Annotated in this window: 14 protein-coding genes, 1 pseudogene and 1 riboswitch; of the genes and pseudogenes, 7 read left to right on the top strand and 8 right to left on the bottom strand. The window is 53.9% G+C overall.

Annotation, left to right across the window (positions count from 1 at the left end; all coding sequences use genetic code 11):
• The 3 genes and pseudogenes from thiP to sgrR all read right to left on the bottom strand — a co-directional run.
• A pseudogene (gene thiP / locus GKAS_RS07265) lies at nucleotides 1-255 on the bottom strand (thiamine/thiamine pyrophosphate ABC transporter permease ThiP); the annotation flags it as partial.
• Nucleotides 231-1,214 (bottom strand): thiamine ABC transporter substrate binding subunit, encoded by a 984-nt coding sequence (gene thiB, locus GKAS_RS07270; RefSeq protein ID WP_035893002.1) that lies wholly within the window; start codon nucleotides 1,212-1,214, stop codon nucleotides 231-233. The pseudogene thiP and the gene thiB, both read right to left, overlap by 25 nt.
• A gap of 30 nt (nucleotides 1,215-1,244) precedes the next feature.
• Nucleotides 1,245-1,345, bottom strand: a riboswitch (TPP riboswitch).
• Nucleotides 1,346-1,380: 35 nt separating this feature from the next.
• Complete coding sequence (sgrR, locus tag GKAS_RS07275; RefSeq protein ID WP_035893004.1) at nucleotides 1,381-3,036, bottom strand: HTH-type transcriptional regulator SgrR; 1,656 nt, start codon at nucleotides 3,034-3,036, stop codon at nucleotides 1,381-1,383.
• Between the two features lie 98 nt (nucleotides 3,037-3,134).
• Here sgrR and sgrT point away from each other — a divergent pair, with 98 nt between their 5' ends.
• Nucleotides 3,135-3,272, top strand: coding sequence for a glucose uptake inhibitor SgrT (gene sgrT / locus GKAS_RS23785; protein ID WP_115074862.1), 138 nt, complete (start codon nucleotides 3,135-3,137; stop codon nucleotides 3,270-3,272).
• A gap of 83 nt (nucleotides 3,273-3,355) precedes the next feature.
• Nucleotides 3,356-4,534, top strand: coding sequence for a sugar efflux transporter (locus tag GKAS_RS07280; RefSeq protein WP_035893006.1), 1,179 nt, complete (start codon nucleotides 3,356-3,358; stop codon nucleotides 4,532-4,534).
• A gap of 84 nt (nucleotides 4,535-4,618) precedes the next feature.
• On the opposite strand, the gene leuD is transcribed toward GKAS_RS07280, so the two are convergent.
• The 5 genes from leuD to leuL all read right to left on the bottom strand — a co-directional run bounded on the left by leuD (nucleotide 4,619) and on the right by leuL (nucleotide 9,479).
• Nucleotides 4,619-5,224, bottom strand: coding sequence for a 3-isopropylmalate dehydratase small subunit (gene leuD / locus GKAS_RS07285; protein WP_035893008.1), 606 nt, complete (start codon nucleotides 5,222-5,224; stop codon nucleotides 4,619-4,621).
• Between the two features lie 12 nt (nucleotides 5,225-5,236).
• Nucleotides 5,237-6,637, bottom strand: coding sequence for a 3-isopropylmalate dehydratase large subunit (leuC, locus tag GKAS_RS07290; RefSeq protein ID WP_035893010.1), 1,401 nt, complete (start codon nucleotides 6,635-6,637; stop codon nucleotides 5,237-5,239).
• 2 nt (nucleotides 6,638-6,639) lie between these two features.
• Complete coding sequence (gene leuB / locus GKAS_RS07295; protein WP_035893011.1) at nucleotides 6,640-7,731, bottom strand: 3-isopropylmalate dehydrogenase; 1,092 nt, start codon at nucleotides 7,729-7,731, stop codon at nucleotides 6,640-6,642.
• Nucleotides 7,731-9,302 carry a 2-isopropylmalate synthase gene (leuA, locus tag GKAS_RS07300; protein ID WP_035893012.1) on the bottom strand — a complete coding sequence of 524 codons (1,572 nt, stop codon included), beginning with the start codon at nucleotides 9,300-9,302 and terminating at the stop codon, nucleotides 7,731-7,733. Before leuA ends, leuB begins: the two co-directional genes overlap by 1 nt.
• Before the next feature lie 90 nt (nucleotides 9,303-9,392).
• Nucleotides 9,393-9,479, bottom strand: a complete 87-nt coding sequence (gene leuL, locus GKAS_RS25530) for a leu operon leader peptide (RefSeq protein ID WP_100249930.1) — start codon at nucleotides 9,477-9,479, stop codon at nucleotides 9,393-9,395.
• A 602-nt stretch (nucleotides 9,480-10,081) separates the two neighbouring features.
• Between leuL and leuO the strand changes: the two genes are divergently transcribed.
• From leuO to mraZ, 5 genes are all read left to right on the top strand, one after another.
• Complete coding sequence (gene leuO / locus GKAS_RS07305; protein WP_035893013.1) at nucleotides 10,082-11,053, top strand: transcriptional regulator LeuO; 972 nt, start codon at nucleotides 10,082-10,084, stop codon at nucleotides 11,051-11,053.
• Nucleotides 11,054-11,441: 388 nt separating this feature from the next.
• Complete coding sequence (gene ilvI / locus GKAS_RS07310) at nucleotides 11,442-13,166, top strand: acetolactate synthase 3 large subunit (protein ID WP_035893014.1); 1,725 nt, start codon at nucleotides 11,442-11,444, stop codon at nucleotides 13,164-13,166.
• Nucleotides 13,167-13,168: 2 nt separating this feature from the next.
• The gene (gene ilvN, locus GKAS_RS07315; RefSeq protein WP_035893016.1) at nucleotides 13,169-13,660 is read left to right on the top strand and encodes an acetolactate synthase small subunit; all 492 of its coding nucleotides are present in this window, start codon (nucleotides 13,169-13,171) and stop codon (nucleotides 13,658-13,660) included.
• Between the two features lie 145 nt (nucleotides 13,661-13,805).
• A complete protein-coding gene (gene cra / locus GKAS_RS07320) occupies nucleotides 13,806-14,810 on the top strand; it encodes a catabolite repressor/activator (protein WP_035893017.1) in 1,005 nt (334 codons plus the stop codon).
• Nucleotides 14,811-15,403: 593 nt separating this feature from the next.
• On the top strand, nucleotides 15,404-15,862 hold the full coding sequence (gene mraZ, locus GKAS_RS07325) for a division/cell wall cluster transcriptional repressor MraZ (protein ID WP_035893018.1): 459 nt from the start codon (nucleotides 15,404-15,406) through the stop codon (nucleotides 15,860-15,862).
• Nucleotide 15,863: the final 1 nt, after the last annotated feature.

A 15,863-nucleotide genomic window follows, 5' to 3' on the forward strand; every position in this document is an offset into this window, starting at 1 on the left:
ACGCCGTCGGTAAAGCGCTCGGGCCAGGAAAATAGCGGGTACGACCGACAGCAGTGCCGACAGGAACGCCTGCCAGAAGGAAAAGCGCACCACGTGCCACAGGTAGCTATCGCCGAGCAGCGTTGACCACGATGTTTCCGGCGCGTTCAACCACAGCGCCAGAAACGCCGCCAGCGCGACGGCAACCATCAGCGTGGTTGCCGTTAGCCCTGGATACAGCCAGCGGGGAATTAGCGGCTGGCTGCGCGAAGCCATGCGTTAATCCAGTTTTGACGTTCGGTGGCCACCTGCTGTGGGGTAAATTCCAAAGAGGTTTGCGGTTTCACCAGACTATTAAAGCCTTCAGGCAGCGTGACGTTGGTCACCGGATACATCCAGTTGCCGGTTGGAATGGTGTTCTGGAAGGCCGGAGAAACCATAAACTTCAGGAACTCATCGGCCAGCTTCTGCTGTTTGCTGGCCGCGGTTTTGGCCGCGACTTCCACCTGCAGATAGTGGCCTTCGCTAAAGTTCGCCGCTGCGTAGTTATCTTTCTTCTCATCGATGATGTGGTACGCCGGAGAGGTGGTGTAGCTCAGCACCAGGTCACTTTCCCCTTTCAGGAACAGGCCATAGGCTTCGCTCCAGCCTTTGGTCACGGTGACCGTTTTCGCCGCCAGCTTCTGCCAGGCTTCCGGTGCTTTGTCACCGTAGACTTTTTGCATCCACAGCAGCAGGCCGAGACCCGGCGTGCTGGTGCGCGGATCTTCATAAATCACGCGCCATTTCTGGTCGCTTTCGACCAGCTCTTTCAGGCTTTTCGGTGGGTTCTTCAGCTTGTTTTTGTCGTAGACGAAGGCGAAGTAGCCGTAGTCGAACGGCACGAAGGTGTCGTTGTTCCAGCCGCCTGGTACGGTCACGGCATCCGTTGGGACGTTGCTTTTGGCGAACAGCTTGGTGTCGGTTGCGGCCTGTAGCAGGTTGTTATCGAGCCCCAGCACCACGTCGGCTTTGCTGTTTTTGCCTTCCATGCGCAGGCGGTTGAGCAGCGAAACGCCATCTTCCAGCGCCACGTACTTCAGCTCGCAGTTGCAGTTGGCTTCAAACGCTTTTTTCACCGCCGGGCCCGGGCCCCAATCAGCCGAAAAAGAGTCGTAGGTATAGACGGTCAGTACAGGCTTGGCGAGGGCCGGAGCGGCAACCAGCACCAGCAGGGGGAGTAATTTTTTGAGCACTTTGCACCTTTATAAAATGGTGGCAAAGGATTTTGAGTTAGCCTCAAATCCCTTCGCCGGGATTATCCGGATCAGGTTCGACGGGTATTTTCTCAGCTCGCGCACTCGGCGCAGCACCCCGTTGAGAACGGCACATTGTAATGATTACGTGAATAAATCAAAAGCCTTAAGGATCCGGCGGTGCAAACCAGGCGGATTTAAAGTCGAACCAGCCGAGGGTGTTCATGCGAACGCCGCGCATACTGCGCTGGCCTTGTAGCATCAGCCAGTGGTGGATCAGCGGCACAATAGACTGATTTGCCAGCAGACTTTGGCACCAGTCGGGCAGCGACAGCTCCCCCGCGCGCCAGCGCTGCGCGTCCTGTTCCCAGTCGATGGGAATACAGTGGCGAATCAGCGGGACTTCATAAAGATAGGCAAAGAGTGAGAAATCGAGCGGCAGCGTAAAGTTGGCGCTGTTAAGCCAGATATCGCTGACCACCTCGCCGCGGTGCCACTCATCATAGTCCACTTCCTGAATAACCAGCTTGACCTGATGCGCCGCCAGCAGCGCTTCCATTATCTGGCCGATAGTCCGGTGTTCAACGTGATCGCGGTAGTAGGTGAGGGTGACCGACTCAAGACCTGCCGGTTTTTCACAGGTGTGGCTACGGGCATGGTGCCAGCGGGGGAGCAGGCCGTAGGCCGGGAACCAGTGGCTCTGGTGCTGCTCGCCTGCGTGATACAGCAGGTTGTTCGGGTGGAAAATGTGGCTCAGCCACTGTCGTACTGCCGGGTTGTTGCCGCGCGAACTGCGTGCGTCAAACAGCAGATAGTAGCAGCCCTCTTCGAGACGGCTTTCCACCGCCTTTTCGCTCTGGGTGGTGCCCTGAAGCGTCAGGCCGCCGTTCGGCTCTTCGCTGATTTCTGGCAGTACCCAGACGTTTACCTCGTCAATCAGCGCCCGGAAACCGAAGTAGTCGTCAAAGGCGTGGATCTTCAGCTGGTTCTGGTTGTTGCGGGCGACCGCATACGGCCCGGTCCCCACCGGCATGCGCGAGAAGTCGCTGAGCGATTGCCATTCGCGGGGCAGAATCATCGCCGACACCTGGCCGAACAACCACGGTAGCCAGCGATCGGGCTCGCTCAGATGCACGTCGAGCGTCCAGGCGGTAGGAGAATGAATGCGCGTGATGTTGGAAAAGAGCGATAGCGTCATGCTGCGATGCAGCGAACTGATGACGTCTTCCATCTCCAGTTCGCGACCGTGATGAAAATGAATGCCGGGGCGCAAGTAAAAACGCCAGTGTAATGGGGAAATGGCCTGCCAATGGTGCGCAATATCCGCTTCCAGTTCCCCATTTACCTCGTTTACTCGGGTCAGTGCGCTGAATATCTGCCGCGCGATATGGGTTTCCGAGCGTCTAAGCGCCGTTCCTGGCAGTAAATTGTGCATCGGGCGATAGTAAAGCACCCGCAGAATGTGCCGCCCCTGACGGAAGCTGCGGCCAAGATGCGACACCAGCATCTGGCGCACCGCCGCCTTATCGCCGACTAACTGTACCAGCTGATCTATCCTATCCTGCTCGAGCAAATCTTCCGCGCGCTGTTGCTGAAGCGCCAGGCCGGTATAAAGGAAAGTCAGCTTAGAGCGCTTACCGCGCCCGGCTTCCGCCTCCCAGGTCAACCATCCGCGCGCCTCCATGGTGTTTAAAAGCGTACGCATATGACGGCGAGAGCAGTTCAGCAGCTCGGCCAGTGAGTTGAGCGTGGTTTCCTGTGATTTTCCCTCACAGCACTGCCACAAACGGATGAACTGCTGCTGTAATCGACCTGAAGGCATAAAAGGGGAACTCCTGATAAAAACTCAGCAATTTATTAATCCCTATATTAAGCCAATAATTGATTTCGATGAAGCGAAGGGGAAATGAGGAGGTCACCATGTATCAGTTCTACCGGCGTTATTTCTCTGCCACCAAAAATGTTTCCTGGCTGGCCCGTCAGGCGACTGCACAGCGGCTTGAAGTGCTGAACTATCTGATGCAATGGGAAGTTACGAACCCGACCTCTGAGTATTAATTCGCCTAATCATGTGTGACTGAGTATTTGCCAGCAGGTATCATCTGCTGGCTTTTTTTTATTCTTTCGCGAAAGGATTTCTGATGCTCTGGTTAATGACGATGGGACGACGTCTCAACGGTGTGTATGCCGCCTTTATGCTGGTGGCGTTTATGATGGGCGTGGCGGGGGCGTTGCAGGCGCCAACGCTGAGCCTGTATCTCAGTCGAGAAGTTGGGGTGCAGCCGTTCTGGGTAGGGCTGTTCTATACCGTCAATGCTATCGCCGGGATCGTCGTCAGCCTGGGGCTGGCAAAACGATCCGATAACCGGGGTGACCGACGTAAGCTGATTATGTTCTGCTGCCTGATGGCGGTGGGCAACGCGCTGCTTTTCGCCTTCAACCGCCACTACCTGACGCTGATTACCTGCGGCGTGCTGTTGGCTTCCATCGCTAATGCGGCGATGCCGCAGCTGTTTGCGCTGGCGCGTGAATATGCCGATAGCTCGGCGCGTGAAGTGGTGATGTTCAGCTCGGTGATGCGTGCGCAGCTGTCGCTGGCGTGGGTGATTGGCCCGCCGCTGGCCTTTATGCTGGCGCTCAACTATGGCTTTACCGCCATGTTCTCTATTGCCGCCGTGATTTTCGTGATTAGCCTGACGCTGATTGCTCTGACGCTACCATCGGTGGCGCGAGTCGAACAGCACGCCGACGTGGTGCAGAATCAGATTAGCGGCTGGAAGGACAGCAACGTGCGGATGCTGTTTATTGCCTCCACGCTGATGTGGACCTGCAACACCATGTATATCATTGATATGCCGCTGTGGATCAGTAGCGATCTCGGTCTGTCGGATAGCCTGGCGGGGATCCTGATGGGGACGGCGGCGGGGTTGGAAATTCCGGCGATGATCCTCGCGGGTTACTACGTGAAGCGCTTTGGTAAGCGGCGGATGATGGTGACGGCGGTAGCCGCCGGGGTGCTGTTCTACGTCGGGCTGATCTTCTTCCACAGCCACACGTCGCTGCTGGTGCTCCAGCTGTTTAACGCGGTGTTTATCGGTATTGTTGCCGGGATTGGCATGCTGTGGTTCCAGGACCTGATGCCGGGGCGTGCGGGGGCAGCGACCACGCTGTTTACCAACAGCATTTCAACCGGGGTTATTCTGGCGGGGATTATTCAGGGGGCGCTGGCGCAGAGCTTTGGCCATTTCTCGGTGTACTGGGTGATTGCCGGGATTTCGCTGGTGACGCTGGTGATGACCGGGCGGGTGAAGGACGTTTAGTCTGGAGCCGTCCCGCCTTATCTGGGCTAGTAGCCCGGATAAGGCGTGAACGCGCTGCCTCCGGGGAGGCAGCGGCGTTACGGATTACTGCATAAACGCCGGCTGCTTGTTTTCGTAAGCCGAAATAGCGTCTTCGTGTTGCAGCGTCAGGCCAATGCTATCCAGCCCGTTCAACATGCAGTGACGACGGAAGTCGTCAATCTTAAAGCTGTAGGATTTCTCCCCCGCTTTAACCACCTGCGCTTCCAGATCCACTTCAAACGTAATGCCCGGGTTGGCTTTCACCAGCGCAAACATCTCGTCCACCTGTGCATCGCTCAATGTCACCGGCAGCAACTGGTTATTAAAGCTGTTGCCGTAGAAGATATCGGCAAAGCTTGGGGCAATGACCACTTTAAAACCGTAATCGGTCAGCGCCCACGGTGCGTGCTCGCGTGATGAACCACAGCCGAAGTTTTCGCGCGCCAGCAAAATGGAAGCACCTTTGAACTCAGGGAAGTTCAGCACGAACTCAGGGTTCGGCTGCTCGCCTTTGTCGTCGAGGAAGCGCCAGTCGTTGAACAGGTGCGCGCCAAAACCGGTGCGGGTCACTTTCTGCAAAAACTGTTTTGGAATGATGGCATCGGTATCGACGTTCGCGGCATCCAGCGGCACCACCAGTCCCGTATGTTGGGTAAATTTCTCAGCCATGATGGTGTTTCCTTATTTCAAGCTACGAATGTCGGCGAAATGGCCGGTTACCGCGGCCGCTGCGGCCATGGCCGGGCTAACCAGATGGGTACGACCACCGCGGCCCTGACGGCCTTCAAAGTTACGGTTGCTGGTAGAAGCACAGCGCTCGCCTGGGTTCAGACGGTCGTTGTTCATTGCCAGACACATAGAACAGCCCGGCAGACGCCATTCAAAACCGGCTTCGATAAAGATCTTATCCAGACCTTCTGCTTCCGCCTGCGCTTTCACCGGGCCGGAGCCAGGCACGACCAGGGCCTGAACGCCTGGGGCGACTTTACGGCCTTTGGCGATTTCCGCCGCCGCGCGTAAATCTTCAATACGCGAGTTGGTGCAGGAGCCAATAAACACTTTGTCGATAGCCACGTCGGTCAACGGGATACCGGATTTCAGACCCATATACGCCAGCGCTTTTTCCGCGGAGGCACGTTCAACCGGGTCGCTGAACGATGACGGGTCCGGAATGTTGTCATTCACGGAAATCACCTGGCCTGGGTTAGTGCCCCAGGTCACCTGCGGCGCAATCTCTTCCGCCTGCAGGGTAACCACCGTATCGAAGGCCGCGCCGTCGTCGGTTTGCAGGGTTTTCCAGTAGGCGACGGCTTCGTCAAAATCTTTGCCTTTCGGCGCGTGCAGACGGCCTTCCACATAGTTGAAGGTGGTCTGGTCTGGTGCAACCAGGCCCGCTTTCGCCCCCATCTCAATAGCCATGTTGCACAGGGTCATACGGCCTTCCATGCTCAGGTCGCGAATCGCCTGACCGCAGAATTCCACCACGTGGCCGGTGCCGCCTGCGCTACCGGTTTTACCGATAATTGCCAGCACGATGTCTTTGGCGGTGATACCCGGTGCGGCTTTGCCGTTCACTTCAATCTTCATGGTTTTGGCGCGACCCTGCTTCAGGGTCTGGGTTGCCAGCACGTGTTCTACTTCGGAGGTGCCGATACCAAACGCCAGCGCGCCGAATGCGCCGTGGGTGGCGGTATGGGAGTCGCCGCAGACGATGGTCATGCCCGGCAGGGTAACGCCCTGTTCTGGCCCCATGACGTGGACGATGCCCTGATATGGGTGATTCAGGTCATACAGTTCGACGCCGAACTCGTTGCAGTTCTTAATCAGCTCCTGCATCTGGATACGCGCCATCTCGCCGGAGGCGTTGATGTCTTTGGTCTGCGTAGAGACGTTGTGATCCATGGTGGCGAAGGTTTTACCCGGCTGACGCACCGGGCGGTTGTGCGCGCGCAGGCCATCAAACGCCTGCGGTGAAGTCACTTCATGCACCAGGTGGCGGTCGATATACAGCAGCGGCGTTTCGTTTGGCGCTTCGTAAACCACGTGAGCATCAAACAACTTTTCGTACAAGGTCTTCGCCATGATTACACCCCTTCGGCAACATAGCGGGCGATGATGTCGCCCATTTCATCGGTACTGACTGCCGCGGCGCCGCGCGCTAAATCACTGGTTCGTACGCCTTCTTCCAGCGCGCGGTTAATGGCATTTTCAATGGCGGTGGCCGCGTCGTTGGCGTCCAGGCTGTAGCGCAGCAGCAGCGCCAGAGAGAGGATCTGCGCAATCGGGTTAGCGATGTTTTTGCCAGCGATATCCGGAGCCGAGCCGCCGGCCGGTTCGTACAGGCCAAAGCCTTCTTCATTCAGGCTGGCAGACGGCAACATACCCATAGAGCCGGTGATCATCGCGCACTCGTCGGAGAGAATGTCGCCGAACAGGTTAGAGCACAGCACCACGTCGAACTGAGACGGGTCTTTAATCAGTTGCATGGTGGCGTTGTCGATATACATATGTGCCAGCTCAACGTCGGCATACTCTTTGCCGATTTCGCTGACGATTTCGCGCCACAGAATGGAGGACTGCAGCACGTTGGATTTATCGATAGAGGTCACTTTGTGACGGCGCTTGCGCGCAGATTCAAACGCGATACGCGCAATACGTTCGATCTCAAAACGGTGATACACCTCGGTATCAAACGCTTTCTCGTGCTGACCGCTACCTTCGCGGCCTTTCGGCTGGCCGAAGTAGATGCCGCCGGTTAATTCGCGGACGCACAGAATGTCGAAGCCGTTAGCGGCGATATCGGCACGCAGCGGGCAGAACTCTTCCAGCCCCTGGTACAGTTTCGCTGGACGCAGGTTGCTGAACAGCTTGAAGTGTTTACGCAGCGGCAGCAGTGCACCGCGTTCTGGCTGCTGGTTTGGCGGCAGATTTTCCCATTTAGGGCCGCCCACGGAACCAAACAGAATGGCGTCAGCCTGGTCGCAGCCTTCAACAGTCGCCTGTGGCAGCGGTTCGCCGTGACGGTCGATGGCGATGCCGCCAACATCGTAATGGCTGGTGGTAATGCGCATATCAAAACGTTGGCGCACGGCTTCCAGTACTTTCAATGCCTGTGTCATGACTTCAGGGCCAATACCGTCACCTGGTAACACAGCAATATGGTAATTCTTCGACATTACACGGTTTCCTTGTTGTTCTCGTTATTCTTAACTTTGCGTTGCAATTCTTTTTCAACTTCAGCGGCGCGCCAGATGTTGTTCAGCACGTGAACCATTGCTTTTGCGGAGGATTCAACGATGTCCGTCGCCAGACCGACGCCGTGGAAGCGGCGATCGTTATAGTTAACGACGATATCGACCTGACCCAGCGCGTCTTTGCCCTGGCCTTTGGCGTTCAGGTCATATTTCACCAGCTCAACGTCGTAGCCGGTGATACGGTTAATCGCCTGGTAAATCGCATCAACCGGGCCGTTACCGTTCGCGGCTTCGGCTTTGGTTTCTTCACCGCAGGCCAGCTTCACGGAGGCGGTGGCAATATCACTGGAGCCTGACTGCACGCTGAAGTAATCCAGGCGGAAATGCTCTGGCTCTTCCTGCTGCTTATTGATGAACGCCAGTGCTTCCAGGTCGTAATCGAAGACCTGACCTTTTTTGTCCGCCAGCTTCAGGAACGCGTCGTACAGGTGGTCCATGTTGTAGTCGGTATCTTTGTAGCCCATCTCTTCCATGCGGTGCTTCACCGCAGCACGGCCAGAGCGGGAGGTCAGGTTCAACTGGACCTGGTTCAAACCGATGGACTCAGGGGTCATGATTTCGTAGTTTTCGCGGTTCTTCAGCACGCCGTCCTGGTGGATACCGGAGGAGTGGGCGAACGCGCCGGTACCGACGATAGCTTTGTTGGCCGGGATCGGCATGTTGCAGATCTGGCTGACGGTCTGGCTGGTACGCCAGATTTCGTTATGGTTGATGGCGGTGTGCACGTTCATGATGTCTTTGCGCACTTTAATCGCCATGATCACTTCTTCCAGCGAGCAGTTGCCTGCGCGCTCGCCGATGCCGTTCATCGCGCCTTCAACCTGACGAGCGCCCGCGTGGACTGCTGCCAGAGAGTTACCGACCGCCATGCCCAGGTCATCGTGGGTGTGAACGGAGATAATCGCTTTATCGATGTTTGGAACGCGTTCGTACAGGCCGGTAATAATGTTGGAGAACTCAAACGGCAGGGTGTAGCCGACGGTATCTGGAATGTTGATGGTGGTGGCACCGGCGTTAATCGCTGCTTCTACCACGCGTGCCAGCTGATCAATTGGGGTACGACCGGCATCTTCACAGGAGAACTCAACGTCGTCGGTGTAGTTACGTGCGCGTTTCACCATATACACCGCGCGTTCAATCACTTCATCCAGCGTGCTGCGCAGCTTGGTGGCGATGTGCATCGGAGAGGTGGCAATAAACGTATGGATACGGAATGCTTCCGCGACTTTCAATGACTCGGCGGCAACGTCAATATCCGCCTCTACGCAGCGAGCCAGCGCACAAACACGGCTGTTTTTAATGTTGCGCGCGATGGTTTGTACTGATTCAAAATCGCCCGGAGAAGAGACCGGAAACCCGACTTCCATCACGTCAACGCCCATACGTTCGAGGGCAAAAGCAATCTGCAACTTCTCTTTCACACTCAGGCTTGCCTGTAATGCCTGTTCACCATCACGTAAGGTCGTATCAAAAATAATGACTTGCTGGCTCATGGTTTAGGTCCTTGGTTAACTTGGGGCGCCTTGCTACGAGCATAAAAAAACCCGCGCAGCGGCGCGGGTTTTTCGTTTACTGATGATGACTTAACGTTGAACGTCGCACACCAGCCTACCGCGCACAGAAGAGGCGTTTAGTAGTAGTAGGCCGTTGAAGCGAGTGGTACGGAACATGTCATCATTCTCCAGATGAATTCGATATGCTTTTAGTGGTACTGGATATGGTTTCTGATGTCAACCCTGGCAGGTGAAATGAAGCCGATTTTGTTATCAAACCGAAACGGTAGAATTAGCTAATTGTGCTGAAGGAGGTCGCATTTTATAGATGATCGTTTCATACGTTGATTCATGATTTTCATATTTTGTCGCATTTAAACATGAATCATCGCAAACGCTCATGAGTTTGACATTTTTGAGGTTCCGATCTATCTCTATGATAAATATATGGTTGTTGTTCTTTTTCTGTTGTGTTGTGAATTTAAGAGAACTCTTTTTGATATAAAATGTTAATTATTAAAGCCAGTAAAATAAAACACTTTAATAATACTTAATATATTCGTCCGATTTTGGAATGTTGTCTATTCGCGCAATCTATGGGTAAACTACATGACATTCACTTGGTGATATTGATGGGTTTGAATTTTGCCCATCAGCAAACTTGCCTTGTTATCTTTATATATTCCTATTTTTTATTGAATTCTCTTTTTTGGATCTTATATGCATGGTAAATCATATAGCCTCAGTTTATTTTTGCTATTTAGCAAAGGGAGTTTTGTATGACATTGGAGTCTGATAGCGTCATTAATGCGCCGGAGCAGCAGCGCACATCAATAAATGAAGGAAATAAACCCCAGCTGCGGATGGTGGATTTAAATTTGCTGACCGTATTTGACGCGGTGATGCAAGAACAAAACATTACTCGCGCCGCTCATATTCTTGGAATGTCACAGCCTGCGGTCAGTAACGCTGTCGCTCGTTTGAAAGTGATGTTTAATGATGAATTATTTGTGCGGTATGGCCGCGGTATTCAGCCGACAGCACGTGCCTTCCAGCTGTTTGGTTCTGTCCGCCAGGCGTTGCAGCTCGTGCAAAATGAATTACCGGGTTCTGGTTTTGAACCATTAAGCAGTGAGCGAGTATTTAATCTTTGCGTATGCAGCCCTCTGGATAACTATTTAACTTCAATCATTCTTAATAAAGTAAGTGAAGTAGCGCCGCATATTCATATGGTTTTCAAGTCGTCATTAAATCAAAATACTGAACATCAGCTGCGCTATCAGGAAATCGAGTTTGTGTTGGGCTATGAAGAGTTCCGTCGCCCTGAATTTGCCTGTGTGCCGTTATTCAATGATGAAATGGTTCTGGTGGCGAGCGACAAGCATCCCCGTATACATGGACCGGTAACTGAGGCCGATATTTATAGCGAAGAACACGCCGTTGTTTCTCTGGATCGCTATGCATCGTTTAGCCAGCCTTGGTATGACACCATTGATAAACAGGGCCGTATTGCCTATCAGGGAATGGCATTGATCAGCGTACTCAATGTTGTGTCCCAGACGCAGCTGGTTGCCGTTGCCCCTCGTCGCCTGGCGGAAGAGTTTTCCGAGCAGTTGGGCCTACAGATTTTACCGTTGCCAATGAAGTTAAATAGCCGTACCTGCTATCTTTCCTGGCATGAAGCGGCAGGCCGCGATAAAGGCCATCAATGGATGGAAGAGTTACTGATTAGCGCGTGCCGTCCGCAGTAATAACCCGTCAGACAAACAGAGTGTTGATGCATTCTGTTTGTCTTGTTTTTTATTATAATGAAAAATATTATGCTGTTGTCACTCTCTGGCGGTGGGAGCAATAATGTGAAAAATGCAGGTTTTGCTGTAATGCCGCGTTTCGCCCGAGCATCTACGCTCTCTTTTTCCTGGCGTTGAAGTAATCATCCATCATTCTCCCTTTTCCCTTTATTTTTCCTCTTTTTAGTACGGCTTCTACTCCAGACGTGTGAATTGCCTGCCTTGTGGTGAGCGGTTATGTTAGTTCTTTACCGATAATTTAGCGTCGGCGGACAAATTCTTCCGTCGGGCGTATGGCGCAGAGAAATGAATTCTCGGGTCATTAAGAACACAAGCCTGGAGGCAAACCATGGAGATGTTGTCTGGAGCCGAGATGGTCGTCCGATCGTTAATCGATCAGGGCGTGAAGCAGGTATTTGGCTACCCGGGAGGCGCTGTCCTCGATATTTATGACGCGCTACACACGGTGGGGGGTATTGACCATGTGCTGGTGCGCCATGAGCAGGCGGCGGTGCATATGGCCGACGGCCTGGCGCGTGCGACCGGCGAAGTCGGCGTTGTGCTGGTGACTTCCGGCCCTGGCGCCACCAACGCCATCACCGGTATTGCCACGGCCTATATGGACTCCATTCCACTGGTGGTACTTTCCGGCCAGGTTGCCACCTCGTTGATTGGCTATGACGCCTTCCAGGAGTGCGACATGGTCGGAGTGTCGCGACCGGTCGTCAAACACAGCTTCCTGGTGAAGCAGACCGAGGATATCCCCGGCGTGCTCAAAAAAGCGTTCTGGTTAGCATCCAGCGGCCGACCTGGCCCGGTGGTGGTCGACTTACCGAAAGATATTCTGAACCCGGCGAATAAGCTGCCGTACGTCTGGCCGGATACGGTCAGCATGCGCTCTTACAACCCAACGACGACCGGCCATAAAGGGCAGATTAAACGCGCGCTGCAAACGCTCATCGCGGCGAAAAAGCCGGTAGTGTATGTCGGCGGCGGGGTGGTGAACGCCGAGTGCCATACGCAGCTGCGTACGCTGATTGAAAAGCTGAACCTGCCTGTCGCTTCTTCACTGATGGGGTTAGGCGCTTTCCCGGCGACCCATCGCCAGGCGTTGGGCATGCTGGGGATGCACGGTACCTATGAAGCTAACATGACCATGCATCACTCTGACGTGATTTTTGCCGTTGGGGTTCGTTTTGACGATCGCACGACCAACAATCTGGCGAAGTACTGCCCGAATGCCACCGTACTGCATATTGATATCGATCCGACGTCGATCTCTAAAACGGTTCCGGCAGATATTCCGATCGTCGGCGATGCGGGAATAGTACTGGATCAAATGCTGGAACTACTGGATCAGGAAAGCGCGGCGCAGCCGCTTGATGAGATCCGCGACTGGTGGCAGCAAATTGAACAATGGCGGGCGCGCCAGTGCCTGAAATACGATACCCAAAGCGCGCAGATCAAACCGCAGGCGGTAGTGGAAGCCATCTGGAAGCTGACCAACGGCGAGGCGTACGTCACCTCTGATGTGGGCCAGCACCAGATGTTTGCGGCGCTCTATTATCCGTTTGATAAACCTCGTCGCTGGATCAACTCTGGCGGTCTCGGCACCATGGGCTTCGGTTTGCCTGCGGCTCTTGGGGTGAAAATGGCGCTGCCAGATGAAACCGTAGTCTGCGTGACCGGCGACGGCAGTATTCAGATGAATATTCAGGAGCTGTCGACCGCGCTGCAGTACGAGCTGCCGGTGCTGATTCTGAACCTGAACAATGGTTATCTGGGAATGGTGAAGCAGTGGCAGGATATGATCTATTCTGGCCGTCACTCCCAGTCCTATATGCAATCGCTGCCGGACTTTGTCCGCCTGGCTGAGGCCTATGGTCATGTAGGCATTCGCATCACCGAACCATCCGAGCTTGAGAGCAAACTTGCGCAGGCGCTGGAGCAGGTGCGCAATAACCGCCTGGTATTTGTCGACGTTTGCGTCGATGGCAGCGAGCACGTCTACCCGATGCACATTCGCGGCGGGGCAATGGACGAGATGTGGCTGAGCAAAACGGAGAGAACCTGATTATGCGCCGGATATTATCTGTATTACTGGAAAACGAGTCCGGCGCGCTGTCGCGCGTGATTGGCCTCTTTTCACAACGTGGGTACAACATCGAAAGTCTGACCGTGGCGCCAACCGACGATCCGACGCTCTCTCGTATGACTATCCAGACGGTCGGTGACGAAAAAACTATCGAACAGATCGAAAAGCAGCTGCATAAGCTGGTGGATGTGCTGCGGGTGAATGAGCTGGGACAGGGCGCGCATGTTGAACGCGAAATCATGCTGGTGAAAGTGCAGGCCAGCGGTTATGGTCGCGACGAGGTCAAGCGCAATACGGAAATCTTCCGTGGGCAGATTATCGACGTCACGCCATCGCTCTATACTGTTCAGCTTGCGGGCACGAGCGACAAGCTGGATGCGTTCCTCGCTTCGCTGCGTGATGTGGCGAGAATCGTGGAAGTGGCACGCTCTGGCGTGGTCGGTTTGTCGCGCGGCGACAAGATTATGCGCTAATCACGTCTCATCGCTTTATCGTAGCCCGGCCACACGTCGGGCTTTTTTTTGCGAAATCAGCAATAAGTGCGAAGAAAAGCTATTGCCGATGAGATCAATCTGCGTTTAGATGTTACGGATTATACTTATAAAGCAAGGGGCAATTGTGAAACTGGATGAAATCGCCCGGCTTGCCGGTGTTTCCCGAACCACCGCCAGCTATGTGATTAACGGTAAAGCGAAGCAGTATCGCGTCAGCGATAAAACTGTTGAAAAAGTGATGGCCGTTGTGCGTGAGCATAACTATCATCCTAACGCTGTAGCCGCCGGGCTGCGTGCAGGACGCACGCGTTCTATTGGGCTGGTCATTCCCGATCTGGAGAACACCAGCTACACGCGCATTGCTAACTATCTTGAACGCCAGGCACGCCAGCGTGGCTATCAACTGTTGATCGCCTGCTCGGAAGATCAGCCTGATAACGAAATGCGCTGCATTGAACACCTGCTGCAACGTCAGGTAGATGCGATCATCGTGTCAACATCGTTGCCGCCGGAGCATCCTTTCTACCAGCGTTGGGCGAACGATTCATTCCCGATTGTCGCGCTTGACCGTGCGCTCGATCGTGAACACTTCACCAGCGTCGTGGGCGCCGACCAGGATGACGCGGAAATGCTCGCCGCAGAACTGCGTACCTTCCCGGCAGAAACCGTCCTCTATCTTGGCGCGCTACCGGAACTGTCGGTAAGCTTCCTGCGCGAACAGGGCTTCCGTACGGCCTGGAAAGACGATCCGCGCGACGTACATTATCTTTATGCCAATAGCTATGAGCGTGAGGCGGCGGCGCAGCTGTTTGAAAAATGGCTGGAAACGCACCCGATGCCGCAGGCGCTGTTCACCACTTCATTTGCGTTGCTGCAAGGGGTGATGGACGTAACGCTGCGTCGTGAAGGGAAACTACCAACCGATCTGGCCATTGCTACCTTTGGCGACCACGAACTGCTCGACTTCCTGCAATGCCCGGTGCTTGCGGTTGCTCAGCGTCACCGTGATGTTGCTGAACGAGTGCTGGAGATTGTGCTGGCAAGCCTTGATGAGCCTCGTAAACCGAAGCCTGGCTTAAGCCGTATTCGTCGTAACCTCTATCGCCGCGGTAGTCTGAATCGCCGATAAGCAATACCTCAATGAAGGCTACACGCTGTGGCCTTCATTAGATAAAAACCCTATTTTCTTTAATATTAAGATAATTCTACATTTTAGTTAGCTTTCTATTTAATTCCCCTAATAAGATAGCGAAATAGCGTTTTTAATGTGAACGCAAAGTAAAATTATATTATTTCTGAATTATTTTGTTACATTCTCATGGCGGATTGCCGAAATAACAAACACTTCTTAGCTGACCTACCAGAATAGGCTACAGGCCTGTCTTGAATTCCTTGTAAGGGCGCGCCGCAGGGACTGTTAACGAGCCACAGAATGTCCTAAAATGCCGCTCGCGTCGCAAACTGGCACTTTATATATTTTTTCGATGATATTTAGTTGCGTTAAAGCAATGTGAATGAGCCTGTATTTTTCTTACGGGTATTCATGGCGTTAATTTGCCTCGTCTGCTGGATAATTATTAATCAGGGCTATTGTCGGCCGCAAATAGTGGTTTTTTGGACTCTGTTGGCATTCATGCTGGCTTGACAAGCTTTTCCTCTGCTCCGTAAACTCCTTAAAGTGGGAATTTGTGGGGCAAAGTGGTAAATGGGGGTGAGGCTGGCATGTTCCGTGGGGCAACGTTAGTCAATCTCGACAGCAAAGGGCGCTTGGCCGTCCCTGTCCGATATCGGGACCAGCTTGTCGAGAGCGCTACCGGTCAAATGGTTTGTACCATTGACATTCATCACCCCTGCCTGCTGCTTTATCCTCTGCCCGAATGGGAAATTATCGAGCAAAAGCTCTCGCGTTTGTCGAGCATGAACCCCGTTGAACGTCGCGTACAGCGACTTTTGTTAGGGCATGCTAGCGAATGTCAGATGGATAATGCCGGGCGATTATTGATTGCGCCGGTTTTACGGCAACATGCCGGATTGACCAAAGAAGTGATGCTGGTCGGGCAGTTCAACAAGTTTGAACTGTGGGATGAAACGGCCTGGTATCAACGGGTCAAGGAAGATATCGACGCTGAGCAATCTGCTTCAGGGGCGCTGTCGGAGCGATTGCAGGATTTGTCCTTATAAA

It is taken from the genome of Kluyvera ascorbata ATCC 33433 (assembly GCF_000735365.1).
Taxonomy (GTDB): Bacteria; Pseudomonadota; Gammaproteobacteria; order Enterobacterales; family Enterobacteriaceae; genus Kluyvera; species Kluyvera ascorbata.